At 60.4% G+C, this 26,638-nt stretch carries 22 protein-coding genes; 16 read left to right on the forward strand and 6 right to left on the reverse strand.

All coding sequences use genetic code 11. From position 1 onward, the window contains the following. Nucleotides 1-306: 306 nt before the first annotated feature. The 4 genes from HF257_RS23275 (at nucleotide 307) to HF257_RS23290 (ending at nucleotide 6,129) form a co-directional block, all read left to right on the forward strand. Nucleotides 307-1,023 carry an MgtC/SapB family protein gene (locus HF257_RS23275; RefSeq protein WP_185710551.1) on the forward strand — a complete coding sequence of 239 codons (717 nt, stop codon included), beginning with the start codon at nucleotides 307-309 and terminating at the stop codon, nucleotides 1,021-1,023. A gap of 300 nt (nucleotides 1,024-1,323) precedes the next feature. Then, a complete protein-coding gene (locus HF257_RS23280) occupies nucleotides 1,324-1,953 on the forward strand; it encodes a response regulator transcription factor (RefSeq protein WP_185710550.1) in 630 nt (209 codons plus the stop codon). A 1-nt stretch (nucleotide 1,954) separates the two neighbouring features. After that, nucleotides 1,955-5,572, forward strand: coding sequence for a transporter substrate-binding domain-containing protein (locus tag HF257_RS23285; protein WP_185710549.1), 3,618 nt, complete (start codon nucleotides 1,955-1,957; stop codon nucleotides 5,570-5,572). A 134-nt stretch (nucleotides 5,573-5,706) separates the two neighbouring features. Next, nucleotides 5,707-6,129, forward strand: a complete 423-nt coding sequence (locus HF257_RS23290) for an ANTAR domain-containing protein (protein WP_185710548.1) — start codon at nucleotides 5,707-5,709, stop codon at nucleotides 6,127-6,129. Here HF257_RS23290 and dkgB read toward each other — a convergent pair. The 5 genes from dkgB to HF257_RS23315 form a co-directional block, all read right to left on the reverse strand. After that, entirely contained in the window at nucleotides 6,126-6,944 is an 819-nt protein-coding gene (gene dkgB, locus HF257_RS23295) for a 2,5-didehydrogluconate reductase DkgB (protein ID WP_185710547.1), read from the reverse strand. The genes HF257_RS23290 and dkgB overlap by 4 nt on opposite strands. Nucleotides 6,945-7,103: 159 nt before the next feature. Beyond that, on the reverse strand, nucleotides 7,104-7,931 hold the full coding sequence (locus HF257_RS23300; protein ID WP_185710546.1) for a hypothetical protein: 828 nt from the start codon (nucleotides 7,929-7,931) through the stop codon (nucleotides 7,104-7,106). Next, nucleotides 7,919-8,119, reverse strand: coding sequence for a hypothetical protein (locus HF257_RS23305; RefSeq protein ID WP_185710545.1), 201 nt, complete (start codon nucleotides 8,117-8,119; stop codon nucleotides 7,919-7,921). Before HF257_RS23305 ends, HF257_RS23300 begins: the two co-directional genes overlap by 13 nt. A 122-nt stretch (nucleotides 8,120-8,241) precedes the next feature. Further along, nucleotides 8,242-8,820: a helix-turn-helix domain-containing protein gene (locus HF257_RS23310; protein ID WP_185710544.1), complete on the reverse strand. Its 579-nt coding sequence runs from the start codon at nucleotides 8,818-8,820 to the stop codon at nucleotides 8,242-8,244. Next, entirely contained in the window at nucleotides 8,808-10,763 is a 1,956-nt protein-coding gene (locus tag HF257_RS23315) for an oxidoreductase (protein WP_185710543.1), read from the reverse strand. The genes HF257_RS23310 and HF257_RS23315 overlap by 13 nt, the downstream gene beginning before the upstream one ends. A gap of 131 nt (nucleotides 10,764-10,894) precedes the next feature. Here HF257_RS23315 and HF257_RS23320 point away from each other — a divergent pair, with 131 nt between their 5' ends. The 11 genes from HF257_RS23320 (at nucleotide 10,895) to HF257_RS23370 (ending at nucleotide 24,064) form a co-directional block, all read left to right on the forward strand. Further along, nucleotides 10,895-11,653: a class II aldolase/adducin family protein gene (locus HF257_RS23320; RefSeq protein ID WP_185710542.1), complete on the forward strand. Its 759-nt coding sequence runs from the start codon at nucleotides 10,895-10,897 to the stop codon at nucleotides 11,651-11,653. 41 nt (nucleotides 11,654-11,694) lie between these two features. Then, a complete protein-coding gene (locus tag HF257_RS23325; protein WP_185710541.1) occupies nucleotides 11,695-12,333 on the forward strand; it encodes a TetR family transcriptional regulator C-terminal domain-containing protein in 639 nt (212 codons plus the stop codon). Between the two features lie 150 nt (nucleotides 12,334-12,483). Next, nucleotides 12,484-13,275 carry an enoyl-CoA hydratase/isomerase family protein gene (locus HF257_RS23330; protein WP_185710540.1) on the forward strand — a complete coding sequence of 264 codons (792 nt, stop codon included), beginning with the start codon at nucleotides 12,484-12,486 and terminating at the stop codon, nucleotides 13,273-13,275. A 26-nt stretch (nucleotides 13,276-13,301) separates the two neighbouring features. Continuing rightward, nucleotides 13,302-14,462: an acyl-CoA dehydrogenase family protein gene (locus HF257_RS23335; RefSeq protein WP_185710539.1), complete on the forward strand. Its 1,161-nt coding sequence runs from the start codon at nucleotides 13,302-13,304 to the stop codon at nucleotides 14,460-14,462. 18 nt (nucleotides 14,463-14,480) lie between these two features. Continuing rightward, entirely contained in the window at nucleotides 14,481-16,589 is a 2,109-nt protein-coding gene (locus tag HF257_RS23340; RefSeq protein WP_185710538.1) for an acetate--CoA ligase family protein, read from the forward strand. After that, nucleotides 16,579-18,186 (forward strand): 5-guanidino-2-oxopentanoate decarboxylase, encoded by a 1,608-nt coding sequence (locus HF257_RS23345; RefSeq protein ID WP_185710537.1) that lies wholly within the window; start codon nucleotides 16,579-16,581, stop codon nucleotides 18,184-18,186. Before HF257_RS23340 ends, HF257_RS23345 begins: the two co-directional genes overlap by 11 nt. A gap of 19 nt (nucleotides 18,187-18,205) precedes the next feature. Continuing rightward, nucleotides 18,206-19,792 (forward strand): ABC transporter substrate-binding protein, encoded by a 1,587-nt coding sequence (locus HF257_RS23350; protein WP_185710536.1) that lies wholly within the window; start codon nucleotides 18,206-18,208, stop codon nucleotides 19,790-19,792. A gap of 148 nt (nucleotides 19,793-19,940) precedes the next feature. Then, nucleotides 19,941-20,900: an ABC transporter permease gene (locus tag HF257_RS23355; protein ID WP_185710535.1), complete on the forward strand. Its 960-nt coding sequence runs from the start codon at nucleotides 19,941-19,943 to the stop codon at nucleotides 20,898-20,900. A 3-nt stretch (nucleotides 20,901-20,903) separates the two neighbouring features. After that, complete coding sequence (locus HF257_RS23360) at nucleotides 20,904-21,731, forward strand: ABC transporter permease (RefSeq protein ID WP_185710534.1); 828 nt, start codon at nucleotides 20,904-20,906, stop codon at nucleotides 21,729-21,731. Nucleotides 21,732-21,733: 2 nt separating this feature from the next. Then, entirely contained in the window at nucleotides 21,734-23,353 is a 1,620-nt protein-coding gene (locus tag HF257_RS23365) for an ABC transporter ATP-binding protein (protein WP_185710533.1), read from the forward strand. Nucleotides 23,354-23,362: 9 nt separating this feature from the next. After that, nucleotides 23,363-24,064, forward strand: a complete 702-nt coding sequence (locus HF257_RS23370) for an NAD(P)H-dependent oxidoreductase (RefSeq protein WP_185710532.1) — start codon at nucleotides 23,363-23,365, stop codon at nucleotides 24,062-24,064. Nucleotides 24,065-24,187: 123 nt separating this feature from the next. Here HF257_RS23370 and HF257_RS23375 read toward each other — a convergent pair whose 3' ends face one another. After that, entirely contained in the window at nucleotides 24,188-25,267 is a 1,080-nt protein-coding gene (locus HF257_RS23375) for a 3-deoxy-7-phosphoheptulonate synthase (protein ID WP_185710531.1), read from the reverse strand. Between the two features lie 612 nt (nucleotides 25,268-25,879). On the opposite strand from HF257_RS23375, the gene HF257_RS23380 reads away from it, so the two are divergent. Then, the gene (locus HF257_RS23380) at nucleotides 25,880-26,626 is read left to right on the forward strand and encodes a carbon-nitrogen hydrolase family protein (protein ID WP_185710530.1); all 747 of its coding nucleotides are present in this window, start codon (nucleotides 25,880-25,882) and stop codon (nucleotides 26,624-26,626) included. The last annotated feature ends 12 nt before the right edge of the window (nucleotides 26,627-26,638 follow it).

Here is a 26,638-nt window from a genome sequence, read left to right on the forward strand (position 1 = left end):
CTTGTTCAAGTGACAGTTGTAGGCCGGTCCCAGTAGCCGGCACAGGCTTGGCAAGGTAACGCGCATTCTCCCGATGCCGTTGTCTCGCCAAAAAAAGCGAGAAGCGGTATCACCGCAGCGGCCAGTTCTGGCCCTGTCTTGATCCCCTCTCATCGACGCTGACCAGCACCTGAGTGACCCTCTGGATGCTACGGACGCGCCTGCCTTTCGAGGCGGGTGGGCCTAACCGACTGTGCCTGTGGAACCGGCGTAGCGAAAGGCTTCCCTCTCCGTAGTTTGGCTGGCAATGAACAGGGAATATTTCCTATGCAAGCAATCAACAACATCAACCTCAACTCCTTGGTCGATACCCTGGTCAGCCTCACGGCCGCGTTTATTCTCGGTGGGCTGATCGGTTTCGAACGTCAATACCGTCAACGTACGGCTGGCTTGCGTACCAACGTACTGGTGGCGGTGGGCGCGGCGATTTTTGTCGACATGGCCAATCGCTTGGGTGGTGCGGAAGGCGCGGTGCGCGTGGTGGCGTACGTGGTGTCGGGCATCGGTTTCCTCGGGGCGGGCGTGATCATGCGTGAAGAAGGCAATGTGCGCGGGCTCAACACGGCGGCCACGCTTTGGGCGTCTGCCGCGGTGGGGGCCTGCGCCGGTGCCGACCTGATCCTGGAGGCGCTGCTGGGCACGTTGTTTGTGCTGGCGGCGAACACACTGTTGCGGCCGATCGTCAATAACATCAACCGTCAGCCGCTGGACGTAGTATCGGCGGAAGTTACCAACATTCTGTATGTCATCGCCCGACGTACTCAGCAAAAGGCCGTCTTGGCTTTGTTGGAGGCCGAGCTGGCGCGCTGCAACTATCCGGCCAGTGATGTAGATGTACGGCCGTTTGGCACTGAGGAAGTAGAAATCGAAGCTACCCTGGCGGTGACGTCGGTGGACGGTGACGAACTGGATGCATTGGTGGCGCGAATCTCGGTGTCGACCCTGGTGGTGCAGGCATTCTGGAGTCCAAGTACGACCGACTGACCCCCACAGCCCGCTGTGCATTGCGCAAAGCTGACTATGCTTTATCGGGGAAAAGTCCTACAAACATTCGAGACTATCCCTTCATTTGAAAGAACACGCCGTTGTTAAGGTTGCGCGCTTGCGCCTGCTCAGCAACCCGGGTGCGGCTTTACGTGGTTATCGTGTTTTTCAAGTGGAGGGGCCTGTACTGCCTGAAGTGTTATGCAGAGTAATTAGCACCGTTTGTCGGAACTGTTACTTCTCACAGGTAGATAGGTCCCGCGTGATGTGTAAGCGTACTGATCCTCCCAGGGGAGTCTTATGAGCAACAAAGCTTTAATAGTGGACGATCACCCTTTTATACGCGCCACCGTGAAGTACCTGTTGAAGCAGGAAGGTTTCGATACGGTTTTTGAGGCGGGCAACGGCGCAGACGCCATGCAGATCGCCCGCGAAGAGCGCCCAGAGCTCGTCATCCTCGACCTGGCGATGCCCAAGCTAGGTGGGTTGGAGGTGATCAGCCGGATCAAGGCCCTGGAGCTACCTTGCAAGATTCTGGTGCTCACCTCGTATCTGGCGGTGTTTTTCTCTACTCGCTGCATGCGTGCGGGAGCCATGGGCTTTGTGGCCAAGACGGGCGAGCTGGATGAGCTGCAAAAGGCGATAAAGGCAGTGATGTCCAACTACAGTTGTTTCCCAAGCCTGCCCACCAGCTCGGTGCGGCGCGATGATCTGCAGACCACGGAGCAGGCGCTGGTGGACTCCCTGTCGGACCGCGAGTTGACGGTGCTGCAAAAGTTGGCTCTGGGATTGGGTAACAAGGAAATCGCCGAAGATATGCTCTTGAGTCACAAAACCATCAGTACCTACAAGACCCGGCTCAAGGAAAAGCTGCACATGTCTTCGGTGGTGCACTTGTCCAAGTTCGCCCAGCGCAACCATCTGATCTGAAATGGCTACCCCTTGGCTGGCAAAACTCACAGCCATCCTGCTGATCGGGCTGTTGCCCTGCGTGGCGATGGCTCTGGATGAACCGCACCCCTTGCGCCTACTGGGCCATTCCACCCTTGAAAACCCCACCGTAGAACTTGATGAAGCTGACTGGCGTTGGCTGCGTGAGCGGCGCCGATTGGTGATGGGGGTGTCGGCACCCGATTACGCTCCGTTCGACATGAGCAACAATAACGACGATTTCGAAGGTATCACCGCTGACTATGCAAGGTTGATCAGCCTGATCCTGAACATCCCCATCGACGTTCAGCGTTACGACACTCGTGATGAGGTGATCGCTGCACTCAAGTTGGGCACCCTGGATTTCCTGGGTTCGGCCAATGGTTATGAGGCGGCCGACCGAGAGTTGAAACTGTCGCGCTCTTACGCCAATGATCAACCTGTGCTGGTGACCCGTGCGGGTGACAGTCATTCATTGAACATTGACCTGGCCGGCAAACGCGTAGCGATGCTCTACCACTACATGCAACCTGGTACCGTTCGGGCCTTTTACCCTGGTGCGAAGTTGCTGTTGTTTGCCTCGACATTTGAAGCGATCGGTGCTGTGGCCTTTGGCCAGGCGGACGTTTATCTGGGCGATGCCATCAGCACCCGTTACCTGATAAACAAGAACCATCTCAATAACGTGCGCATGGCGGACTTTTCCGCGCTTGAAGTCAACCCGTTTGGCTTCGCCTTGACCAAGGAAAATACTCGGCTGCTGATGATCATTAACGCTGCGCTGGCTGCAATTCCTGCCAACCAACAGTTGGAGATCCTGCGACGTTGGAGTGCGGGCGGCAGTGGTTACCTGGAAGCCGACCGATTGCGTTTGAGTGTCAGTGAGCAGCGCTGGATGGAAAAGCATCCATTGGTGAAAGTAGCGGTGCTCGACAAGTTTGTGCCACTGTCATTCTTCAACGAGCAAGGCCAGTTCGAAGGCTTGAGCGCCGAGGTGTTGTCGCGTATCAGCCTTCGCACCGGCTTGAAGTTTGACGTGATGCAAGGCAGTTCACTGCCCAGGCAAATCGATGCGGTCAGCACCGGCCAGGCGGACATGCTGGCGGTGATTACCCCCAGTGTCGAACGTACTGAAAAGCTGCGTTTTACCCGGCCTTATTTGTCCAATCCCTATGTACTGGTGGTGCGTAGCGACGACGAGCGCGTGGTTACCCTTGAAGACATGACCGCAAAACGCCTGGCATTCATCGGCGGCAACAGCCTTGCGGCGCAAATTTCCCGGGACTATCCCGGCATCGAGTTTGTTGACGTTGAAAACCCCGAGCAAGCAATGGAGGCGGTTGCCAAAGGCAGTGTCGACGCGACGGTCATGTCGCTTATCAGCGCGCGCTACATGATTGCGCGTAATTACCGTGATCGCCTGCGTATCACCAGCACCGTCGGCACGGACCCTGCCCGGATTACCTTTGGTGTGAACCGTAGCCAGTTGGAGCTGTACTCAATCCTCGATAAGGCGCTGTTAAGCATCACACCCGAAGAGATGGATGAGATGACCAACCATTGGCGCAGCGAAATCCTCATCGAGGACAGTTACTGGAAGCGTCACCGTAACGTGATTATCCAAGGGTTTGTCTTGGCGGCATTGCTGCTGTTGGTCACCCTGGGGTGGGTGTTCTATCTGCGCAACTTGATTCACAAGCGTATCCAGGCTGAAAGGGCCTTGAGTGACCAGATGCGCTTTATGAGCGTGTTGATCGATGGCACGCCCCATCCAATTTACGTGCGTGATCGCCAAGGGCGGTTAATGGCCTGCAACAACGCCTACCTTGATGTGTTCGGCTTTAAGCTCGAAGACGTGATCGGCAGGACCGTGGTGGAAACCGACACCGGTAACCCGCCGCAGGCCCAGTCGTACCATGCCGATTACCTGCGCTTGATGGAGCGGGGCGAGCCGCAGATCCATGATCGTGTGCTCAAGTTACCCAATGGCGACGTGCTGACCATCTACCAGTGGATGCTGCCGTACCGTGATGGTGACGAGAAGGTGGTGGGTATGATCGCCGGGTGGGTCGACGTAAGCGAACGCCAGCACTTGCTGGGCCAGCTTCAGGAGGCCAAGGAGGAAGCTGACGCGGCTAATCGGGCCAAGACCACGTTTTTGGCGACCATGAGCCACGAGATCCGCACACCGATGAATGCGGTGATTGGCATGATTGAGTTGGCCCTGAAAAATGCCGAACAGGGCCGAGCTGACCGAGATGCGCTGGAAGTGGCGTCGGTGGCCTCCCGCAGTGTGTTGGAGTTGATCGGCGATATTCTCGATATTGCACGCATCGAATCCGGCCATTTGTCCCTGACCCTGGAGCCTTCAAACTTGCGAGAGCTGCTGGCCTCGGTGGCGCGGGTGTTCGAAGGGTTGGCACGAGACAAGGGCCTGGTCTTGCAAGTAGAGCTTGACCCGATGATCGATCAAACGGTGCTGATCGATCCTATGCGTCTCAAGCAGGTCGTGTCGAATTTGCTGGGCAATGCGATCAAGTTTACCGGCACCGGTGTCGTGCGCCTGGGCGCTGAAGGAGCGCCGTCGTCGGCGGGCGAACAGTTGAGTTTGAGGTTATGGGTGGAAGACACCGGTATTGGCATCAGTGCCGAGGACCAACAACGTTTGTTCAACCCGTTTACCCAGGGCAGCAACAATGAGCAGTCGGCGCGTAGCGGGTCGGGACTGGGCTTGGTGATCAGCCGAAGCCTGTGCAAGATGATGGGCGGCCAACTGCATTTGAGCAGTGTACTGGGCAAGGGCACGCGGGTGGACGTGACATTGACGCTGGAGCAGGCCTCTGCGGGGCCGGCCCATTCACCGCTGCCATACCATCCACCCGCGCGTGGGCTAAACATCCTGGTGGTGGACGACTACCCGGCCAACCGCCTTTTGCTGGCGCGGCAGCTGAACTTTCTGGGGCACCACATCGTCACCGCTGAAGACGGAGTACAAGGGCTGGCACTGTGGCAGGCCGGGCATTTCGAAGGTGTTATCACCGATTGCAATATGCCCCTCATGGACGGTTACGCGCTGGCGCGTGATATTCGTGTACAAGAGCGCTTGCGTGGAATGGAGCCGTGCCTGTTGCTGGGTTTCACCGCGAATGCTCAGCCAGAAGAGGCCGAACGCTGCCGGCGAGCGGGCATGGACGGTTGCCTGTTCAAACCCACAGGGCTGGAAGACTTGCGCTTGGCATTGGCCTCGCGGACTGGCGCAGTGGCAAGCGATGAAGCTGAACCGCTGTTTGACTTGAGTTCCCTCATCACGCTGACCGGGAATGATCGCGCCGCGCTTAACGAGTTGCTGGTGCCATTGCTTGACAGTCTCAAGGAGGATCAGGCTTTGCTGCCAGCGCTGTTAAGCCAGGCGGATTTTGCCAAGTTGCATGACTTGGGCCATCGCGCCAAAGGTGGCGCGCGGATGGTCAAGGCGAAGGCGTTGATCGTCTGTTGCGAAGCGTTGGAAAGCGTGTGTGAGCGACGGGATCTTGTTGCATTGGGCGCTACTGCCGATGCGGTAGGCGTGGCCATTGATGAGTTACACCGCAGCTTGGAAGGGTATTGCAACACGGCATGACAAAGTAGACCTCCATCCGGTGAGTTTTGGGAGAACTCCTACATGGAAGGGGAACAAGCCTGATTTTTTCGTCGGCATATGTCTGGAAAATGGACCTCGCTCACTGACGAGCGCTGCCAGCCCAGGGGTTTGCCATGCCGAACAAAGCACTGACCATCCTGATTGCCGATGAACAGCACCTGCAACGGCTGTACATCGAGAAAATGCTCAATCAACTGGGGTACCACCGGATTGTCCCGGTGCAGACTTTCGAAGAGGTCCAGATTCTCACGGCCATCCCGGCGGAGCCGTTTGACGTACTGATCATCAATGCCGGGCTTACCGAGCATGCCTGCGAACCCCAAGCTCAGGTGCGACACGTGCTTGTCTACGATCACTTGGACCTGGGCGCGCGGGCCGGCGCAACGCCGGCCGTGCTGGTACGGCTGCCCGGCGTGCCCGACAACGTAAACCTCGAACACTTCATGGATATCATCGACCCGCCCGAGGCCGCCAGTGGCCTGCGGGTATTGCCGTGGCTGCGGGAATTATCCCGCATGCCGGTGGCCGGGGTTTAGTCCCACTTCGGCGCGATGCCCTTGGGGCTGGTCAAGCGGTGTCCGCGTTCCAGGCCGGCAATTTGAGCCATGTCGGCGGCGCTCAAGGTCAGTTGCGGGGCCTTGAGGTTGCTTTCCAGGTTGGCACGCTTGGTCGATGAAGGGATCACCGCGTAACCCTGTTGCATGGCCCAGGCCAGGGTGACTTGCGCCGGGGTAGCCTGGTGGCGTTCGGCAATCTGTTGGATCACCGGGTCCTTGAGCACTTCGCCGTAGGCCAGGGTCATGTAAGAGGTGATCTGAATACCGTGATCGGTGGCAAAGTTCACCACCTTCTGGTTTTGAAGGTAGGGATGCAATTCGATCTGGTTGGTCGCGATGTTTTCGGCGCCGATGGCGGCAATCGCCTGCTTCATAAGGTCGATGGTGAAATTGGAAACCCCGATCTGGCGCGTCAGGCCCAGGCGCTTGGCTTCCAGGAGCTGTCCCATGAATTCGGCAACGGGTACCTGGTCTTCAGGCGATGGCCAGTGGATCAGGGTCAGGTCCAGGTAGTCGGTCTTGAGCTTGCGCAGGCTCTCTTTGAGACTTGGAATCAACAGGCCATCGGCGAAGTTGGCGATCCAGATCTTGCTGGTGATAAACAGCTCATCACGTGGGACGCCGCTATTGGCGATGGCTTGGCCAACGTCGGCCTCGTTCTCGTAGATCTGCGCGGTGTCGATGACCCGGTAGCCCAGTTCCAGGCCGGTGCTGACGGAATCCATCACCACCTGGCCTTGCAGACGGAAAGTGCCGAGACCAAAGGCTGGGATGTTTTGCGTGGGGGTAGACATCAGTAACTCCAGAAGGGCGTGTGAACAATGGAGTCGAGTATCCGCCCGTCGTTCCTTCGGAAAAACCGTCTAAGCCGAAAAGGAGTTTTTACCGCAAGTCATGAATGCAAGTGTCAGCAAGAGTTTTGTGTTGAGTTGGGTTGAGCGCGCATGTGCGTTTCAAGCGCAGGCCTGTATGGCTTTTATAGGTCGGGCAGAGCGGTGCTGATAGGTCTGGCTATGCCGTTGTGTACGGTTTTTACGGGACTTGAAGGTGTTCCAAGTAGTGAAGTCGAAGTGGGTGGCGGAAACAATGTTTTCCTGGATCAGCATGATGGGGTGGGGGCTGGTTGTGTTTGCATAGTGGGTATTAAGGGAAACTTCCAGTGTGTCCTTGTCGCGGTAGCCGCTGAGCAAGGGGATCAGCGTAAAGGCATGGTCAATACCTTCTGACTCAGTGGGTGTGCCTGCGAATAAAACAATCCCTACGTAGACCTTACGGTCGTTCAAGCTGAACATGCAGGGAGTACATTGCACGATGGATTCTCTCAACAGGATTCTGAATGGCGTGCCTTCAAGAACACCCAATGAAAGCAGGTAGTAGAACTGCGCGTCTGTTTCCAGTTGCAGTTTCTTCTTCCTGGCGTACACGTATAGGCGCGCCCAGAATAATGGGATAAGCATGGTGGTGAGCCCGACTTGCAGCAGAAATACCCATAACGCGCAGTTCTTCTCATTGGCAACATCTAACTGAATCAACAGGGCGCCCAAATAACTGCTGTAATCCGTCGCAACGTCATAGCCTGCGACAGATACCTTCTGTTTTGACAACACAATAAAAACGGTACTCAAAAGGGTCGCGACGATCAGGCATGTCATTCCCATTCTCGCTACCTGCAGATAAAGCAATTGCCCCTGAAAACGGTGCAGGCGCAAGTAGTAAAAGGGGTGTCTTATGAAGACGATATAGCCGCTGATCAAGAAAGGCAGAATGATCAGCAGGCCCATGAATCTTCAGCCTCCATTTGACGTACTTGGCGAAAAGCATCCCGGTAGCCTTGTGATTCCACGACTTCGGCTGCGTCAAGGCCGATACCACCTTGTACGATTTTCCAGGTTTTACGTGATTTGACGTCTTTTACCCGCTCCCAATCATCCTGCGTTGGTTTACCGAACAGCAAATCCAATAAAGACATAGCAACACCCCCGAAAAGAAGTAGCCCGTTTTATAGCAAGTGCCCTGATGCCTTCACCAGTGATGGCCGCATCGGTACAGTCGCCAGTTCCAGTAGGAAACGTCTCCATTAGCGTTAGCGGCCTAAAACGTCGGCGGCGTAATCACCCAGATCACCGTCGTATCTACCTTGCCAGGGTTGCCGTAGCGATGAGGTTCACGGCTGGCAAAGCTGAAACTGTCGCCTTCATCCAACAGGAAGTGCCGCTCGCCGACCCAGAGCTCAAACTGTCCACTCAACACGTAGCCTGCCTCTTCGCCTTCGTGGCTATAACTCTGCTGGCTGTAGGTACCCGGCGGGAAGCAGGAGTGCAGCATTTCCAACTGATGGTTCGGCAACGGTGTGAGTAACTGGTCAACGATACCGTCCTCATAGTGGATGCTCTGGCGATTACCCTTGCGCACCACATAGCCGTCATCGGCAGGGGCGGGGATGGATTCGCTGGCGAAGAACCACTGGATGGTCACCCCCAGGCTACGGGCGATATTGAACAGCGCCGCAATTGACGGATACGCCAGGTTGCGCTCCAGTTGGCTGAGATAGCCGGCGGTCAGTTCACTGGCCTGGGCCAGGTCCGTCAGCGTCATGCCACACGCCTTGCGCAGGCCGCGAATACGCGTGCCGAGAAACAGTTGCTGGGGTTCGTCTGTCACAGGTTCCACGCTACCTTGAGTCCTTCATAGATCGCCTCTTCGGCGGTGCGCGGGGCCAGGCAGTCACCGATGCGATCAAACGGCACCAGGCCTTGCAACTCCGCGCCCAGAGTGTCCACCGGCTGGTGGCCCTGGCACAACACCAGGGTGTCGATATTCTCCAGCAGCATGGGCTCGCCGCTGGCGGTGTGTTGCAGGTACACCGTGGTGTCGTCGCAGCCGTACAGGCGGGCGTAGGGAATGATCGGGATGCCCAGCCGATGCAGCTCGCCGGCCAGTTGATCGCGTACGTACAGCGGCAGGTTTTCACCGCAATGGGTGCCGTTCACCGCCAGTTGCACGTGATGACCTGCGCGCACCAGGCGTTCGGCGATGCCGGGGCCGATCCAGTCGCAACGCCAGTCGATCACCACCACTGAACGCCCCAGCGTGACCTGTTCGCGCAGCACCTGCCAGGCGTCCACCACTTGCAGTTCCCCGCCGTTTTCGAAGGCCGGCCAGTAGGGCTCGGCGCCGGTGGCGATGATCACATGATCAGGTTTCTCCCGTTCCACCCGCGCGCGATCTACCCGTGTATTGCGCACCACGTGCACCCCAGCCAGTGCCATCTCTCGTTGCAGGTTGGTGCTGGCACCGCCGAATTCGCTACGACGCGGCAGCAATTGTGCCAACAGTACTTGGCCGCCCAATTGGCTGGTGGCTTCGTACAGCGTGACCTCATACCCGCGTTGCGCCGCTACGGCAGCGGCCTTCATGCCGGCTGGGCCACCGCCGACCACCATGATGCGTTTGCGCTTCACCGCTGCTCGTCGTTGGCCAAACTGCAACTCGCGACCGGTCTCGGGATGCTGGATGCAAGAGATCGGCAACCCCTTGTGAAAGTGACCGATGCACGCCTGGTTGCAGGCGATGCACGCGCGCACATCTTCAACGTGACCCTCCTGGGTTTTGGCGGGCATCAGCGGGTCGCAGATCAACGCGCGCGTCATCCCGCACACATCGGCCTGGCCTCGTGCCAGGATCAATTCGGCTTCCTGTGGCTGGTTGATGCGCCCGGTAACAAACAGCGGAATTGACAGCTTGGCCTTGAACGCAGCCGCCTCATCCGCCAGGTACGCAGCGGCGATGGCCATGGGTGGCACGATATGGATCGCACCGCCCAGCGATGCCGATGTACCGGCGACGATATGCACATAGTCCAGCTCGGTTTGCAGGCTGTGTACGGCCTCAAGCGATTCACTTTCTGTCAGGCCCTCGGCATCGCGCTCATCGGCAGAAATGCGCAGGCCGATGATGAATTGCGCGTCGGTCGCTGCCCGAACGGCCGCGATGATTTCCCGCAGAAATTTCAAGCGTTGTTCAAGCGAACCGTTGTACTCATCGGTACGTCGGTTGACCCTTGGATTGAGAAACTGCGCCGGCAGATACCCATGGCTGGCGACCACCTCAACCCCATCGATACCGGCCTGATGCAATCGCCTGGCGGCTGCCGCGTAACCGGCGACGATCTCGTTGATCATCTCTTGGTCCAGTGCCCGCGGCATCACCCTGAAGCGTTCATTTGGCACGCCCGATGCGGAGTACGCCACGGCCAACAAACCATCAGCCGACTCCATGATCTCCCGCCCCGGATGGAAAATCTGCGACAGCACTACGGTGCCCTGGGCATGGCAGACCTCAGCCAATTCGCGATAACCCTTGATGCACTCATCGTCAGTGGCCATCAGCACATGAGAGGTGTACCGCGCGCTGTCGTGCACCCCTGCCACCTGCAGCACAATCAGCCCGACACCGCCTTCTGCTCGCGCACGGTGATAGGCAATCAACTGCGGGTTGACCCGGTTGTCGGTAGGCATCGAGGTGTCATGCCCGCTGGACATGATGCGGTTTTTCAGGCGTTTGCCCCGCAGGACCAGGGGCTCAAACAGGTGGGGAAAGGCAGGGTGCGACATGGTGCGGATACTCCAGGCGCTGTTATTGTTATTTTTCTATAGGAGGCGAGCGCCAGTAAAAAATCAACTTGTTTTTTTACTGGCGACTGGATTAGCGTCGCCATCACCCACCCCGTGCCTGGAGAATAAAAATGACTCACTCCACCGAACAGCAACTGCGCGAGCAGCTTGCCGCGTGCTACCGCTTGATCGCCCACTACCGCATGAGCGACCTGATCTTCACCCATATTTCGGTGCGCATTCCCGGGCCCGAACATCACTTCCTGATCAATCCCTATGGCTTGATGTTCGATGAGATCACGGCGTCCAGCCTGGTGAAAATCGGCCTCGACGGGCACGCCGTGGAGCCTTCTCCCTATGCGGTCAACCCGGCGGGCTTTGTGATTCACAGCGCAATCCACGGCGCCCGCGAAGACGCCCAGTGCGTATTGCACACCCACACCCGGGCTGGCTGCGCGGTGGCGGCGCTGGAGTGCGGGTTGCTGCCGGTCAACCAGATCTCCATGGAGTTCTACGGCAAGGTCGCCTACCACGACTACGAAGGCGTGGCCCTGGACATGGACGAGCAACGCCGACTGGTGGCCGACCTGGGTGACAAGCCAGTGCTGATGCTGCGCAACCATGGTTTGCTCACGGTGGGCGAGACGGTCAGCCAGGCCTTCTTGCGCATGTATTACCTGGAGAAGGCCTGTGACATCCAGATCGCCGCGCAGGCCTGCGGTACGCTGATCCTGCCGTCTGCCGAGGTGTGTGCCTACACCGAGCAACAATTCAACAACCCTGACCGCGCGCTGGAAGAGGGTGAGTTGGCTGATCTGGACGCCATGCACCTGGCGTGGTCGGCGTTGCTGCGGATGCTGGATCGGGTGTCGCCGGGGTATCGCGACTGATGTAGAGTCGTGCTGCCGACCCAATCGTAGGAAACCGCTGCATGACCCAGGAATCCCGTTTTTCCCGGATGGACCCGGAAGTGCGCAAGGCCAATCTGGTTCAGGCCACGCTTACGTGCCTCAAGCGCGACGGCTTCCAGGGTGCGTCGATCCGCAAGATCAGCGCCGAGGCCGGAGTGTCGGTGGGGCTGATCAGCCATCACTACTCGGGCAAGGATGAGCTGGTGGCCGAGGCCTATCGCACCATCACCGGACAGGTCATGAGCTTGCTGCGCGAGACCATGGCCAAGGCGCCGCCGAACCCAAGGGAGCGGTTGTCAGCGTTGTTTCGTGGCTCGTTCTCCGCTGAATTGCTCGACCCGCATCTGCTGGACGCCTGGCTGGTGTTCTGGGGCGCGGTGAAGACGGCGCCCGCGATCAACTTGGCCCACGAACATTCCTACGGCGAGTACCGCACCATCATGCGCTCGGCGCTGACCGACATGGCCAAGGAGGAGGGCTGGAAGCAGTTCGACGCAGACCTTGCGGCCATCGGCTTGAGTGCACTGCTGGACGGCTTGTGGCTGGAGTCGGGGCTCAACCCCGGTACGTTTACGCCGGAGCAGGGCATTCAGATCTGCGAAGCCTGGGTCGATGGCCTGCAGGCCGGTGGCCGCCAGCGTTACCAGCTCAAACCCTGAGCTAATCTCGCCGCCTGAACGCAAGGTTCAGGCCGGCATTTTCCCCCTCGAAAAATATTTCTGGCTTGCCGATTGCCTTCTTGCTGAACACTTGTTTAGTATCGGCGCATGTCGCACCCCTCACGCCAAATAAAATAATTCGAGGAAGCCATGACTACCGATTCGCCCGTGCTCACCCATGTGCAAGCAGGCGTCGCCTGGATCACCCTGAACCGTGGTCCGCAACGCAATGCATTGGACATCCCCACCCTCAAGCACCTGCACACCTTGCTCGATGCGTTCAACAGCGACGCCAGCGTACGCGCGGTAGTGTTGACCGCCAGCGGCCGCAGCTTCTGCGCCGGTGCCGACCTGGCCGAGTGGGCCGACGCCGAAGCCCGTGGCGCCCTCGAAACCTACGGCTGGACCGAAACCGCCCACGCCCTGATGACCCGTTTGCACACCCTCGACAAACCCACGATTGCCGCGATCAATGGCACCGCCGTCGGCGCCGGCATGGACCTGACGCTGTGCTGCGACCTGCGTATCGCAGCCCAATCGGCACGTTTCAAGGCCGGCTACACCAGCATGGCCTACTCGCCAGACGCGGGTGCCAGCTGGCACTTGCCACGCCTGATCGGTAGCGAACAAGCCAAGCGCCTGTTGTTCCTCGACGAACTGTGGAGCGCCGACCGTGCCCTCGCCACTGGGCTGGTAGGCGAAGTGGTCGCCGATGAGCAATTGCACGCCCACGCCGCTGAACTCGCGACGCGCCTGGCCAACGGCCCGACGTTCGCCTTCGCCCAGACCAAGACCCTGATCCGTGAAGGCGCCGCGCGCAGCCTGCCCGAGCAGCTGCAGGCCGAACTCGCTGCGGGCCTGTTGTGCGGCAGAAGTGCCGACGGCGCCGAAGCGTTGCGCGCGTCCCTGGAAAAACGCTCTCCGATTTTCTCCGGCCAATAAGAACAACACCCTGAACAGGTAGCGCCATGAATTTCCAACTCAGCCAAGAACAAGACATGTTGGTGGACGCGGTACGCAGTTTTGTCGCCAAGGAATTGCTGCCCCATGAGGAGGCGGTGGACCGTGCCGACGAAGTCTCGCCAGAGCTGGCTGCACAGATCCGCGACAAGGCGATTGCTGCCGGTTTCTATGCCTTCAACATGCCGGAGGAAGTGGGTGGTGGCGGCCTGGATTACCTGTCCCAGGCGCTGATAGAGCGGGAGTTGTCGAAGGTGTCGTGGGCGCTGCATGTGTTTGTCGCGCGCCCCTCGAAAATCTTGATGGCGTGCACCGGCGCGCAGATCGAGGACTACCTCTTGCCGTGTATCCAGGGCCAGAAAATCGACTGTTTTGCCTTGACTGAACCCGGTGCCGGCTCCGACGCCAACGCGATCAAGACCCGTGCCGTGCGCAGTGGCGATGACTTTGTGATCAACGGCAGCAAGCACTTCATCAGCCATGCCGGGCACGCCGATTTCGCCATCGTGTTCGCGGTCACCGACACCTACGAGCACAACGGAAGGCAGCGCAATGCGGTGACCTCGTTCCTGGTGGATCGCGGCACACCCGGCATGACCATTCGCCGTGGCCCCAAGTGCGTGAGCAACCGCGGTTACCACACCTATGAAATGTTCTTCGACGACTGCCGGGTGCCGGCTTCCAAAGTGCTGGGCGAAGTGGGCAAAGGCTGGGACGTGGCCAATGCCTGGTTGACCGCCGGGCGTGTGATGGTCGCTGCCAACTGCGTCGGCCAGGCTCAGCGCGCGCTGGATGTATCGCTGCAATGGGCGGCGGATCGCAAGCAGTTCGGCCAGCCCATCGGCACCTACCAAGGCGTGAGTTTCAAGCTGGCCGATATGGCCACGCAGATCCGCGCCGCTGAGCTGCTGACCCTGCACACTGCCTGGAAGATGGACCAGGGCAGCATGACCGACGGCGAGGCCGGGATGGCCAAGCTGTTTGCCAGTGAAACCCTGGGCAAGGTCGCCGATGAAGCGGTGCAGATTTTCGGTGGCATGGGCTTGATGGACGAAGGGCCGGTGGAGCGCATCTGGCGCAACGCGCGGATCGAACGGATCTGGGAAGGCACCTCGGAAATCCAGCGCCATATCATCGCCCGTGAACTGCTGCGGCCGCTGTTGCGCTGATCGGCGTGGAGAACACTTATGTCCCAGTTTATTCGCGGCAACCTCAAACGCCTGCTGGCACCCCGGCACCTGGCTTTCGTCGGCGGACGCAGCATGGCCCGTGCGCTAAAGCGCTGCGCCGATGGCGGTTTTGCCGGGCCGATGTGGCTGGTCAATCCGCAGCATGACAGCCTTGATGGCATCCCCTGTGTGCGTCGTATCGCCGACCTGCCGTGCGGCCCGGATGCGGTATTTATCGCCACCAACCGTGAGCTGACGCTGACCTGCGTCGCTGAGTTGGCGGCCATCGGCACCGGTGGCGCGATCTGCTATGCCTCGGGCTTTGCCGAGACGGGTGCCAGCGGGGCCGTCATGCAGCAACAGCTATTAGAGGCTGCGGGCGAGATGGCCTTGCTCGGTCCCAACTGCTACGGCCTGCTCGACTATTTGCATAGCGCTGCGCTGTGGCCGGTGGCCCATGGTGGCAGGGCGGTGGAGAAGGGCGTGGCAGTGCTCACCCAAAGCGGCAACTTCGCCTATAACCTGTCGATGAGCGACCGCTCGCTGCCGGTGGCCTACATGGCCTCGGTGGGCAATCAGGCGCAGTTGGGCGTTGCCGAATTGATGGACGTGCTGCTCGATGAACCGCGCGTCACCGCCATCGGCCTGCACCTGGAAGGCTTGAAGAATGTGCCGGGGTTTGCCCGTGCTGCGCACAAGGCGTTGGAGAAGGGCATTCCGATTATCGCGCTGAAAACCGGTGTGTCACAGATCGGTGCCGAGCTGGCGTTGAGTCACACCAGCTCGCTGTCCGGCTCGGATGTGCTGTACGACAGTCTGTTTGCACGGCTTGGCGTGATCCGTGTCAGTGGGCCGGTGAGTTTTGTCGAAACCCTCAAAGCCGCCGCATGCGGCAACCTTCCTGCGGGCAACAGCCTGATTGCACTGGCCTGTTCCGGTGGTGATGCCGGTTTGATTGCCGACTACGCCGAGCGCAACCATCTGGCCCTGCCCAAGCTGGATGAGGCCCAGCGTACGGAGCTGGCGCAGGTGCTGCCCAGCTACGCCAACCTGGTCAACCCGCTGGACTTCACCACCGCTATCTGGGGTGACCGCGACGCCCTCAACAGCATGCTCGATACCGCCCTGCGCACCGATGCCGATGCGGCCATGCTGGTGCTGGATTACCCGGCCGAATTCACCGGTGAGCGCAAGGAGTGCGACCTGCTGTTGGAGCTGTTCTGCGACGCGCTTGGCCGGCACGGCAAGACCGGGTTCGTCACCTCGGCGTTTCCCGAACTGCTGCCGGCTCACGCGCGTGAGCGCCTGCACGCCCAAGGCATCGCTGCGCTGCAAGGCGTGGAAGACGCGCTCGCCGCTTGGGGGCGTATTGCCGATTATCAGCACAACCGTGGCGTGCTGCTGGAACGCGGCGAGTCGATACTTGAGCCGTTGTGCCCGCGAGCGCTGGGTGGCCAAGGTCTGGCGCTGGATGAATGGGCTTCCAAGCAAGCCTTGCGCTCTTTCGGCCTCACCACGCCAGCCGGTGTGCTGAGCACGCCGGAGCAGGCGATCAGTGATGCATCACGCTTGGGCTACCCGGTGGTACTCAAGGCCGTCAGTGTTGATTTGCCGCATAAAACCGAAGCCGGCGCCGTGGCGCTGAACCTCAAGGACGGTGTTGCCCTGGCCACGGCCCTGGAACGCATGCGCGGTGAAATCGCTGCGTACGCGCCAAATGTCATCTTCGATCAACTGTTGCTGGAGTCCATGGCCACGCCACCGTTGGCTGAGCTGATCGTGGGTATCAAGCGCGAAAATGATTTTGGCCTGGCCCTGGTCATCGGCGCCGGTGGCATCCTCGTTGAATTGCTCAAGGACAGCCGCAGCCTGCTGCTGCCCACCACCGACCACGCCATTCGCAATGCCTTGCTCAGCTTGCACAGCGCCGCCTTGCTGCAAGGCTTTCGCGGGCGTGAAGTGGCGGACATGGATGCACTGGTGGCGGCGATTCGAGCAGTGGCCGACTACGCCTGCGCCAACGCTGGGCACCTGTTGGAACTGGATGTGAACCCACTGTTGGTCAATGCTCGGGGCGCCACGGCGGTCGACGCACTGATTCGTCTAGGAGATGAGCATGCACGATAAGACTTTGACCGGTGGCCAGGCGCTGGTGCGGTTGTTGGCCAACTACGGCGTTGACACCGTGTTCGGCATCCCCGGCGTGCACACGTTGGAGCTGTATCGCGGCTTGCCCGGCAGCGGCATCCGTCACGTGCTCACCCGCCACGAACAAGGCGCGGGGTTTATGGCCGACGGTTATGCACGGGTCAGCGGCAAGCCGGGGGTGTGCTTTGTGATCACTGGCCCCGGCGTGACCAATGCTGCCACCGCCATCGGCCAGGCGTACGCCGACTCGATTCCAATGCTGGTGATTTCCAGCGTCAACAGCACCGCCAGTCTCGGCAAGGGTTGGGGCATTCTGCATGAAACCCAGGACCAGCGTGCGATCACCGCGCCGATCACGGCGTTTTCTGCAGTGGCGTTAAGCGCCGAAGACCTGCCGGAGTTGGTCGCCCGCGCATATGCCGTATTCGACAGCGAGCGGCCACGGCCGGTGCATATTTCGGTGCCGTTGGATGTGCTGGCGGCGCCGATCAAGTGGGATTGGAGCCATGAAGTCGTGCGGCGTCCTGGGCGTGGTTTGCCCTCGACCGACGTGCTGGACCAGGCCGCGACCAAACTCGCAGCGGCCAAGCGTCCGATGATCATTGCCGGTGGTGGTGCACTGGCTGCGGGTGAGGCGTTGCAGCGCTTGAGCACGCAGTTGGCGGCGCCGTTTTTCACCAGCGTTGCAGGCAAAGGCTTGCTGCCGATCGATGATCCGCTGAATGCAGGGTCCACCCTGTGTGTCGAGCCTGGCTGGCAACTGATCAGCGAGGCGGACGTAGTGCTGGCAGTCGGCACGGAAATGGCCGACACCGACTATTGGCGCGAGCGTTTGCCCCTTAGCGGCGAGCTGCTGCGGGTGGATATCGACCCGCGCAAATTCAATGATTTCTACCCCAGCACCGTGGCGTTGCGGGGCGATGCCCATCAGACGATTGTGGCGTTGCTGGAGCGCTTGCCGACGGCATCACCTGACGCCGAAGCCGCGATCCAAAAAGTCGCAGCATTGCGTCAGGCCGTAGAGCTGGGACACGGCCCCTTGCAGTCCATCCATCAAGCCATTCTCGACCGTATCGAAGCCGAACTGCCCGCCAATGCGTTCATTAGCAGCGACATGACCCAACTGGCCTACACCGGCAATTACGCCTACCCGAGCCGCGCCCCGCGCAGCTGGCTGCACCCCACCGGCTACGGCACCTTGGGGTACGGCTTGCCGGCGGGCATCGGTGCCAAGTTCGGCGCACCGCAGCGCCCGGGCCTGGTGCTGGTGGGCGATGGCGGCTTTCTCTACACCGCCCAGGAACTGGCCACCGCCGTTGAAGAACTGGACAGCCCGCTGGTGGTGCTGTTGTGGAACAACGATGCCCTTGGCCAGATTCGCGATGACATGCTCAACCTGGATATCGAGCCCATCGGCGTGCTGCCACGCAACCCGGATTTCGCGCTGTTCGCCCAGGCGTTCGGCTGCACCGTGAACCAGCCCCGCAACCTGGATGAATTGCAGACGGATTTGCGCAACGGTTTCAAACGCAATGGCGTAACCCTGATCGAGCTGAAACATGCCTGTGCCTGTTGATCTTTAGAGGAGCAAGACCATGAGTGAAAACAACAACAAAATGACTCAAGCGATGCACCGACGGGACTTCCTCAAACATAGCGCCGTGGCCGGTGCGGTGGCGGCGGCGTTTTCCATGGGCCTGACACTTCCGGCCTTTGCCGAAGACGCCACGCCCAAGCCCGGCGGCGTGCTGCGCCTGGGCCTGGCGGGTGGCAGCACCACCGATTCGCGCGATCCGGGTTCTTGGGTCGACACCTTTACCTTCGTCGGCTTCTCGGCCGTGTACAACACCCTCACCGAGATTGCCGTTGACGGTACCGCCATTCCCGAATTGGCCGAGCGCTTTGAATCCACCCCCGATGCCCGCGTATGGACCTTTCATCTGCGCCCTGGCGTGACGTTCCATAACGGCAAGAGTCTCACTGCCGAAGACGTGGTGGCCTCGATCAACCATCACCTGAGCAAAGACTCCACCTCAGCCGCCAAGACGGTGCTGGGCGACGTCGCCAGCGTCAGCGCCAAAGGCAGCGACGCGGTGGTATTCGAGCTGCATTCGGGCAACGCCGACTTCGCCTATGTGGTCGCCGATTATCACCTGGTGATCATGCCCGCCAAGGACGGTGCCGCCGACTGGCAAGCCGGCGTGGGCACCAGCGGCTATCGCCTCAAAAGCTTTGAACCCGGCGTGCGCATGGACCTGGAGCGCAACCCCGATTACTGGAAACCGGGCAGGGCGCATTTCGCCAGCGCCGAACTGCTGGCCATCGCCGACGGCGCCGCACGGGTCAATGCGCTGGTCACTGGGCAAGTGGATGTGATCAACAAGGTCGACCTGAAAACCGTGGCCTTGCTCAAGCGCAATCCGAACCTGGTCATCGAAGAAACCAAAGGCGCCCAGCACTACACCTTCCCGATGCTGTGCGACAGCAACGAGTTCAAGAACAACGACATCCGCATGGCGATGAAGCATGCGATCAACCGCGAGACCCTGCTGGCCTCGGTGCTGCATGGTTATGGGCTGGTGGGTAACGACCATCCGATCCAGCCGGGCAGCCGCTTTATCAACGCCGCTCTGGAGCAGCGCACCTACGATCCGGACAAGTCGCGTTTCTACCTGCGCAAAGCGGGTGTGGAGTCGCTCAAGGTACGCCTGCAAGCCTCCGACGCTGCGTATACAGGCGCGGTAGACGCCTCGGTGTTGTTCAAGGAGCAGGCGCGCCAGGCGGGTATCGATATCGACGTCGTACGTGAGCCCGCCGACGGATTCTTCTCCAATGTGTGGATGAAGCAGCCGTTCACCACATCGTTCTGGTACAGCAGCCTGACCGCCGACCGCATGTTCAGCATCGGCTATGCCAAGGGCGCGGCATGGAACGAAACCCACTGGGACAACGCGCGCTTCAACCAACTGCTGACCGCCGCCCGTGGCGAGATGAACGCACCGCTGCGCCAAGAGATGTACAACGAAATGCAGGCGCTGTGCCGGGACGATGGTGGGGCGATTGTGCCGTTGTTTGCCAGTTCTGTGGCGGCGCGGTCGAACCGGGTCAGTCATGGGCCACTGACCGCGCCTTACGGCGAGTTGGACGGCTTGCGGCTGATCGAGCGGTGGTGGCAGGCCTAGGGATATCTCAGTCAATGAATATCAAATGTGGGAGCGGGCTTGCTCGCGAATGCGGTGGATCAGTAACACATGAGCCGACTGACACCCCGCATTCGCGAGCAAGCCCGCTCCCACAAGGGATTTGTGGTGGTTTCTCCAAGGTGTTTTTATGAATAGCCTGCTCAAACTCGTCCTCCAACGCCTCGCCCTTGGCCTGCTGTCGCTGTTCGCCGTTTCGGTGATCATCTTCCTCGCCGTGGGCATGCTGCCCGGCGATATCGCCCAGGCCATGCTCGGCCAGTCGGCCACACCGGAAACCGTGGCGGCTTTCCGGGCTCAACTGGGGCTGGATCTGCCGCCGCTCACACGCTTTGCACAATGGCTGCTGCGCCTGCTGCACGGTGACCTTGGCGCCTCGCTCGCCAACCAGCGACCTATTGCCGATTTGATCGGCGCGCGCTTGGGCAACACCCTGAGCCTGGCCGCGCTGGCGGCATTGGTCTCGGTGCCGACCGCCTTGGTGCTTGGCATGCTGGCGGCGCTGTACCGCAACAGCTGGTTCGATCGCTTACTCAACACCTCGGCACTCAGCGCGGTGTCGTTCCCGGAATTCTTTGTGGCTTACCTGCTGATCCTGGTGTTCTCGGTGAAACTCGGCTGGTTCCCCAGCCTGTCCAACCTGGCGCCGGATGCCACCTTCGGTACGATCCTGGAACGCTCGGTATTGCCGGTGGCCACCCTGAGCCTGGTGGTCATCGCGCAGATGATGCGCATGACGCGCGCGTCCCTGATCAATCTGCTGGCCAGCCCTTATATCGAGATGGCGCGGCTCAAGGGCATCAGCCAATCGCGCATTATCTGGAAGCACGCATTGCCCAATGCGTTGGCGCCGATCGTCAACGTGATTGCGCTGAACCTGGCGTACCTGGTGGTGGGTGTGGTGGTGGTTGAAGTGGTCTTCGTCTACCCAGGCCTCGGCCAGCTGCTGGTGGACTCGGTGTCCAAGCGCGACATTCCGGTGGTGCAGGCTTGTAGCCTGATTTTTGCCGCCACGTACATCCTGCTCAATACCGGGGCGGACGTGCTGTCCATCGCCAGCAACCCACGCCTGATGCATCCCAAGGGGTAGTCCATGAGCCTACTGAGCCAAGTGGCACGGGCGCCGTTGAGCGCCAAGTTCGGCCTGCTGATCATTGTGTTGTACGTCGCGGTGGCGCTGTTTGCGCCGCTGCTGGCGCCTTATGGCGAAACCCAGGTGGTGGGCGAGGGCTTCGCGCCCTGGAGCGGCCAGTTCCTGCTGGGCACCGATAACCTGGGGCGCGATATGTTCAGCCGGTTGGTGTATGGCGCGCGCAACACCCTGGGCATTGCGTTCCTCACCACCACGCTGGCGTTTCTGCTCGGTGGCTTGGGCGGGCTGGTGGCGGCGATCAAGGGGGGCTGGATCGACCAGGGCTTGTCGCGGGTGGTGGATGTGCTGATGGCGATCCCGCAACTGATCTTCGCGTTGTTGATTCTCAGCGTCGTTGGCACCAATGCCACATCGCTGGTGCTGGTGATTGCACTGCTGGATTCGACACGGGTGTTTCGCTTGTCTCGCGCCGTGGCGATGACCGTGGTGGTGCAGGACTTCGTGGAAGCTGCGCGCCTGCGGGGTGAAGGCCTGTGGTGGCTGGTGACCCGTGAAGTGCTGCCGAATGCGGCCGCACCGCTGATTGCCGAGTTCGGTTTGCGCTTCTGCTTTGTGTTCCTGTTCATCAGCGCGCTGTCGTTCCTCGGCCTGGGCATTCAGCCGCCCACGGCGGACTGGGGCAGCATGGTGCGCGACAACGCCGTGTTGATTACTTTCGGCGATATCAGCCCGTTGCTGCCGGCGTTGGCTGTGGCGCTGATCACCGTCAGCGTGAATTTTGTCGTCGACTGGATGCTGCATAAGTCCAGCGGCCTGAAGGAGTGTTGAGGATGGACAAGCCATTGCTGGAAATCCGCAACCTGCAGATTGAAGGGCATTACGAAGACGCATGGCACCCACTGATCAAGGGGATCGACCTGACCTTGCAGCGTGGCGAAGTGTTGGGGCTGATTGGTGAGTCGGGGGCGGGTAAGTCCACCCTCGGCCTGGCGGCGATGGGCTATGCCCGCGACGGTTGCCGCATTGTCGGTGGCTCGGTGTGTTTTGACGGCATCCCGTTGTTGCAGGCCAAGCCCGAAGCGCTGCGAAAATTGCGTGGGCTGCGCATTGCCTATGTGGCGCAGAGCGCGGCCGCCTCGTTTAACCCGGCCCATCGCTTGATTGACCAGCATGTGGAAACGGCGGTGATCAATGGTGGAGTCAGTCGTGCCCAGGCCGAGCGTGAAGCGGTGGAGCTGTACCGCGTACTGCGCCTGCCCAACCCGGAGACCATCGGCCAGCGCTACCCCCATCAAGTTTCTGGTGGGCAGTTGCAGCGGGTGATGACGGCCATGGCGATGGCCTGCCACCCGGACCTGATCATCTTCGACGAACCCACAACCGCCCTCGACGTTACCACTCAGATCGAAGTGCTGGCGGCGATTCGCGATGCGGTGAAAACCTTCGGCAGCGCTGCGCTGTACATCAGCCATGACTTGGCCGTGGTCGCGCAGATGGCTGATCGCATTATGGTGCTGCGCCACGGCAAGCTGGTGGAAGAGGCTGACACCCGCAGCATGCTCAGCCAACCGCAGCAGGACTACACCAAATCCCTGTGGGCGGTGCGCAGTTTTCGCACTGAGCCCAAGGCGTGTCCGGTCCAGGAGGTACCGTTGTTGGAGGTGCGCCAGGTCAGCGCCAGTTATGGGCATCAACCGGTGCTGCACGACGTCTCGATGACGCTGTATCGCGGCCAGACCCTGGCGGTGATCGGCGAGTCTGGCAGCGGTAAAAGCTCAACGGCGCGGCTGATTACCGGGCTGCTGCCCGCCACGGCAGGGCAGGTGCTGTACGACGGTGAGGCACTGCCGGTGGATTTTCGGCGGCGCAGCAAGGAGCAGTTGCGGCGTGTGCAGATGATCTACCAGATCCCCGATACCGCCTTGAACCCGCGCCAGCGCATCGTCGATATCATCGGCCGGCCGCTGACGTTCTACCTAGGCCTCAAGGGCAAGGCCATGCGCGCACGCGTTGCCGAATTGCTGGAGATGATCGAACTGGACCCGGCGGTGTACATGGAGCGTCAGCCGCGCGAGTTGTCTGGCGGGCAGAAACAGCGCATCTGCATCGCCCGCGCCCTTGCGGCAGATCCGCAGTTGATCATCTGCGACGAAGTCACTTCGGCCCTGGATCAACTGGTGGCCGAGGGCGTGTTGAAACTGCTCAACCGCATCCAGCAACAGCTGGGCGTTGCCTACCTGTTTATCACCCATGACGTCGCCACCGTGCGCGCGATTGCCGACGAAGTGGTGGTGATGCAGCGGGGCAGGGTGGTGGACCAAGGCAGCCGCAGCGCGATTTTCACCCCGCCTTACCAGGACTACACCGGCCTGCTGTTTTCATCGGAGCCTGAGATGGACCCGGACTGGCTCGATCATCTGCTGGCCCAACGGGCAGCCCACACTGTTTGAGGACGACACATGAAGGTTTTGATTGTTCACGCCCATCCTGAGCCGCAGTCGTTTACTGCGGCATTGCGCGACCAGGCCATTGCCACGCTGGAAGGCCTGGGGCATGAAGTGCAGGTCAGTGACTTGTACGCCATGAACTGGAACCCGGTGGTGTCGGCAGGGGACTTTTCCTCGCGAGAAAACCCTGACTACCTGGTGTACGCCCTGGAGCAACGCCTGGGGGTGAAGAAGCAGTCCATCGCGGCGGATATCCAGGGTGAATTGGACAAGTTGCTGTGGGCGGATCTGCTGATCCTCAACTTCCCGATCTTCTGGTTTTCGGCACCGGCGATGCTCAAGGGTTGGATCGACCGGGTACTGGTGTCGGGGGTGTGCTACGGCGGCAAGCGTTTTTACGATCAGGGCGGGCTGGCGGGCAAGCGTGCGCTGGTCACGGTGACGCTGGGCGGGCGCGAGCATATGTTCGGTGAGGGCGCGATTCATGGGCCGCTGGAGGACATGTTACGGCCGATTCTGCGTGGCACGTTGGCGTATGTGGGGTATGACGTGCTGGCGCCGTTTGTGGCGTGGCATGTGCCGTATATCAGTGATGAGGCACGGCAGGCATTCTTGGTGGGGTATGGGCAGCGCTTGCAGGGGCTGGCGGATGAGCAGCCCTTGGTGTTTCCGAAACTTGAGCAGTTCGATGAGGCGCTGTACCCCCTGTCTTGAGCCGAACACCCTTCAAATGTGGGAGCGGGCTTGCTCGCGAAAGCGGTGGATCAGTCAGAGCATTTGGCACTGAAAGACCGCTTTCGCGAGCAAGCTCGCTCCCACATTTTTGACCTGTGTATGTCAGGAGACTTTGTTTTGCTCGCGCAACCTTTCCGCCGCACTGCGCAACAGCTGCTCAGTACCATCCCACCCCAGGCAACCATCCGTCACCGACACACCGTATTTCATCGACGCGCTCAACGGCTGGCAGCCTTCGAACAGGTGGCTTTCGAGCATCATGCCGATCAGTGACGTATCACCCTGCAAGCGTTGCTCCAGCACTTCGTTGAACACCGCTGGTTGACGCAAAGGGTCCTTGCCGCTGTTGGCGTGGCTGCAATCGACCATGATCCGCGCCGCGACCTTGGACTTGGCCAGGTCGTGCTTCACCTGCGCAACGCTCTGCGCATCGTAGTTCGGCCCACGGTGACCGCCACGCAGCACCAAATGGGTGTCGGGGTTGCCTGGGGTCTGGATGATCGCCGGATGCCCCTGGCTGTCGACGCCGAAGTGCCGATGCGGGTGGGACGCGGAGCGCATCGCATCACACGCAATCGCCACGCCGCCATCGGTGCCGTTCTTGAAGCCCACGGGCATGCCCAGGCCACTGGCCATTTCGCGGTGGATTTGCGATTCGGTGGTGCGCGCGCCAATTGCGACCCAACTGAGCAGGTCATCGAAGTAGCCGGCGGCCATGGGTTGCAGCAGCTCGGTGGCGACCGGCAGGCCCAGGCGCAGCATTTCGCGCATCAACTGGCGGGACAGGGTGAGGCCCGCGGCCATGTCATCGCTGCCGTCCAGGTGCGGGTCGTAGGCCAGGCCTTTCCAGCCGATGGTGGTGCGCGGTTTTTCGACGTAGGCGCGGATCACCAGCAGCATCTGGTCACTGACTTCCAAGGCCAGCTTCTTCAGGTTGCGTGCGTATTCCATGGCCGATTCGGGGTCGTGGATCGAGCACGGGCCGACGATCACCAGCAAACGTGAATCTTCGCCATTGAGGATGGCGCGCAGGGCTTGGCGATGGGCGTGGATCTGTTCGTTGAGGAACGGACTGAGGGGCAACTGATGCTTGAGCTCAAGGGAGCTGGGCAGGCGTTGGGTCAGGGCTTCATTAGCGCTGGACAGGTTGGTAACAGGCAAAGCGGCGGTGGCGGAGTTCATATTCAAGGCTTCCTGGGCAAGCGGCGGGTTATTCCCGCGCGCTTGGCCCTACTGGGGTGTTCGACAATTGGCCGTATCGGCTACGTGTGTTGGCTTGCCACCAATAGGTGACCGATCGGAGGCGGCAGGCTGTCCCGAGCGGAGCTTGCTAAATCGCCATGCAGTGCAAGTGTCGTAGCGGTAATAGGTGGCGTAGTTCATGTCGTGTGTCCTTAAAGTGTTCTTGCTGAATGTTATGAGGGCCTGAAAAAACAAAACCCCCGGTCGGGGAGCCGACCGGGGGTTAGATTTCTCTGGTAGGCGACCCCTTGAGTAGTGGGCGCCGATTTCAGGTATCAGGCGCGCCAGTGGCTAAACCAATACCCAAAATAAAAGTGTGCAGCTGCGCTCGAACCGTTCACACGGGTAGCCGGCACCGAGCGCGGGGCGCTGGCAGCAAGGCAAACCTGAGTGTGGGTGAGTTGCAACATGGTGTGTCTCCAAGTGATGGCGGTGAGCTTACTAGAGGCAGGCTGCAGGATTCAATCAGTAATTTCTATCGTGCAGGGGTACTCACCGCTATGGGTTGGGATAGGCTGATCACCCTTTGATCCTTATTGCCCGGACGCGACCATGACTGCCTTGACCCTTGCTGCTGCCCAATCCATCTCCATCGCGGGCGATGTACCGGCCAATATCCAGCAGCATTTGTTGTTGATGCGCGCTGCGGCTGAGCACGGTGTGCAGTTGCTAGTGTTTCCGGAGCTGTCGCTGACCGGCTATGAACCGTCCCTGGCTGGCGGTTTGGCAATTGTTCCAGAGGACGCGGTGCTGATGCCTTTGCGTGAGATGGCACGGGAACTTCAGTTGACTGCGGTGGTGGGGATGCCGATCCGGCTGGCATCGCAAGCCGGTGTTTTGATTGGCGCGCTGGTGCTGGGGGCGGACGGTTCCCTGGGGGTGTACACCAAGCAGCACTTGCACCCTGGCGAAGAGGTGGCATTTGTTCCGGGGCAGGGTGGTGCAGCACTCCAATGGGGGGAGGATCGGATTGCGCTGGCGGTCTGCGCAGACTACTCCCATGGCAGCCACCCGCGCGCAGCGGCAGACTCGGGGGCTGGCGTGTATGCCGCCGGCGTGCTGATCAGTGAAGGTGGCTATGCCGCTGACGTCGCATTGCTTCAAGGCTACGCTTCAGAACACCAGATGCTCGTGCTGATGGCCAACCACGGCGGCCCTTCGGGCGGCTGGAAGTGCGCAGGGCGAAGTGCCATTTGGAATGCACAGGGTTTGATTGCTGCTGCTTCAGGGGTTGGCAATGCGTTGGTCATCGCTCATCGGGAGGGCGGACGCTGGACCGGGCGGCAGGTGGAAATTTGAACAGGAGGACGT

The sequence above is a fragment of the Pseudomonas cremoris genome, assembly GCF_014230465.1.

Excerpts from the sequence above, each read along its gene's own strand:
- HF257_RS23275 (WP_185710551.1), top strand. The coding sequence starts at position 307 with ATGCAAGCAATCAACAACATCAACCTCAACTCCTTGGTCGATACCCTG.
- HF257_RS23280 (WP_185710550.1), top strand. The coding sequence starts at position 1,324 with ATGAGCAACAAAGCTTTAATAGTGGACGATCACCCTTTTATACGCGCC.
- HF257_RS23285 (WP_185710549.1), top strand. The coding sequence starts at position 1,955 with ATGGCTACCCCTTGGCTGGCAAAACTCACAGCCATCCTGCTGATCGGG.
- HF257_RS23290 (WP_185710548.1), top strand. The coding sequence starts at position 5,707 with ATGCCGAACAAAGCACTGACCATCCTGATTGCCGATGAACAGCACCTG.
- dkgB (WP_185710547.1), bottom strand. The coding sequence starts at position 6,944 with ATGTCTACCCCCACGCAAAACATCCCAGCCTTTGGTCTCGGCACTTTC.
- HF257_RS23300 (WP_185710546.1), bottom strand. The coding sequence starts at position 7,931 with ATGGGCCTGCTGATCATTCTGCCTTTCTTGATCAGCGGCTATATCGTC.
- HF257_RS23305 (WP_185710545.1), bottom strand. The coding sequence starts at position 8,119 with ATGTCTTTATTGGATTTGCTGTTCGGTAAACCAACGCAGGATGATTGG.
- HF257_RS23315 (WP_185710543.1), bottom strand. The coding sequence starts at position 10,763 with ATGTCGCACCCTGCCTTTCCCCACCTGTTTGAGCCCCTGGTCCTGCGG.
- HF257_RS23320 (WP_185710542.1), top strand. The coding sequence starts at position 10,895 with ATGACTCACTCCACCGAACAGCAACTGCGCGAGCAGCTTGCCGCGTGC.
- HF257_RS23325 (WP_185710541.1), top strand. The coding sequence starts at position 11,695 with ATGACCCAGGAATCCCGTTTTTCCCGGATGGACCCGGAAGTGCGCAAG.
- HF257_RS23330 (WP_185710540.1), top strand. The coding sequence starts at position 12,484 with ATGACTACCGATTCGCCCGTGCTCACCCATGTGCAAGCAGGCGTCGCC.
- HF257_RS23335 (WP_185710539.1), top strand. The coding sequence starts at position 13,302 with ATGAATTTCCAACTCAGCCAAGAACAAGACATGTTGGTGGACGCGGTA.
- HF257_RS23340 (WP_185710538.1), top strand. The coding sequence starts at position 14,481 with ATGTCCCAGTTTATTCGCGGCAACCTCAAACGCCTGCTGGCACCCCGG.
- HF257_RS23345 (WP_185710537.1), top strand. The coding sequence starts at position 16,579 with ATGCACGATAAGACTTTGACCGGTGGCCAGGCGCTGGTGCGGTTGTTG.
- HF257_RS23350 (WP_185710536.1), top strand. The coding sequence starts at position 18,206 with ATGAGTGAAAACAACAACAAAATGACTCAAGCGATGCACCGACGGGAC.
- HF257_RS23355 (WP_185710535.1), top strand. The coding sequence starts at position 19,941 with ATGAATAGCCTGCTCAAACTCGTCCTCCAACGCCTCGCCCTTGGCCTG.
- HF257_RS23360 (WP_185710534.1), top strand. The coding sequence starts at position 20,904 with ATGAGCCTACTGAGCCAAGTGGCACGGGCGCCGTTGAGCGCCAAGTTC.
- HF257_RS23365 (WP_185710533.1), top strand. The coding sequence starts at position 21,734 with ATGGACAAGCCATTGCTGGAAATCCGCAACCTGCAGATTGAAGGGCAT.
- HF257_RS23370 (WP_185710532.1), top strand. The coding sequence starts at position 23,363 with ATGAAGGTTTTGATTGTTCACGCCCATCCTGAGCCGCAGTCGTTTACT.
- HF257_RS23375 (WP_185710531.1), bottom strand. The coding sequence starts at position 25,267 with ATGAACTCCGCCACCGCCGCTTTGCCTGTTACCAACCTGTCCAGCGCT.
- HF257_RS23380 (WP_185710530.1), top strand. The coding sequence starts at position 25,880 with ATGACTGCCTTGACCCTTGCTGCTGCCCAATCCATCTCCATCGCGGGC.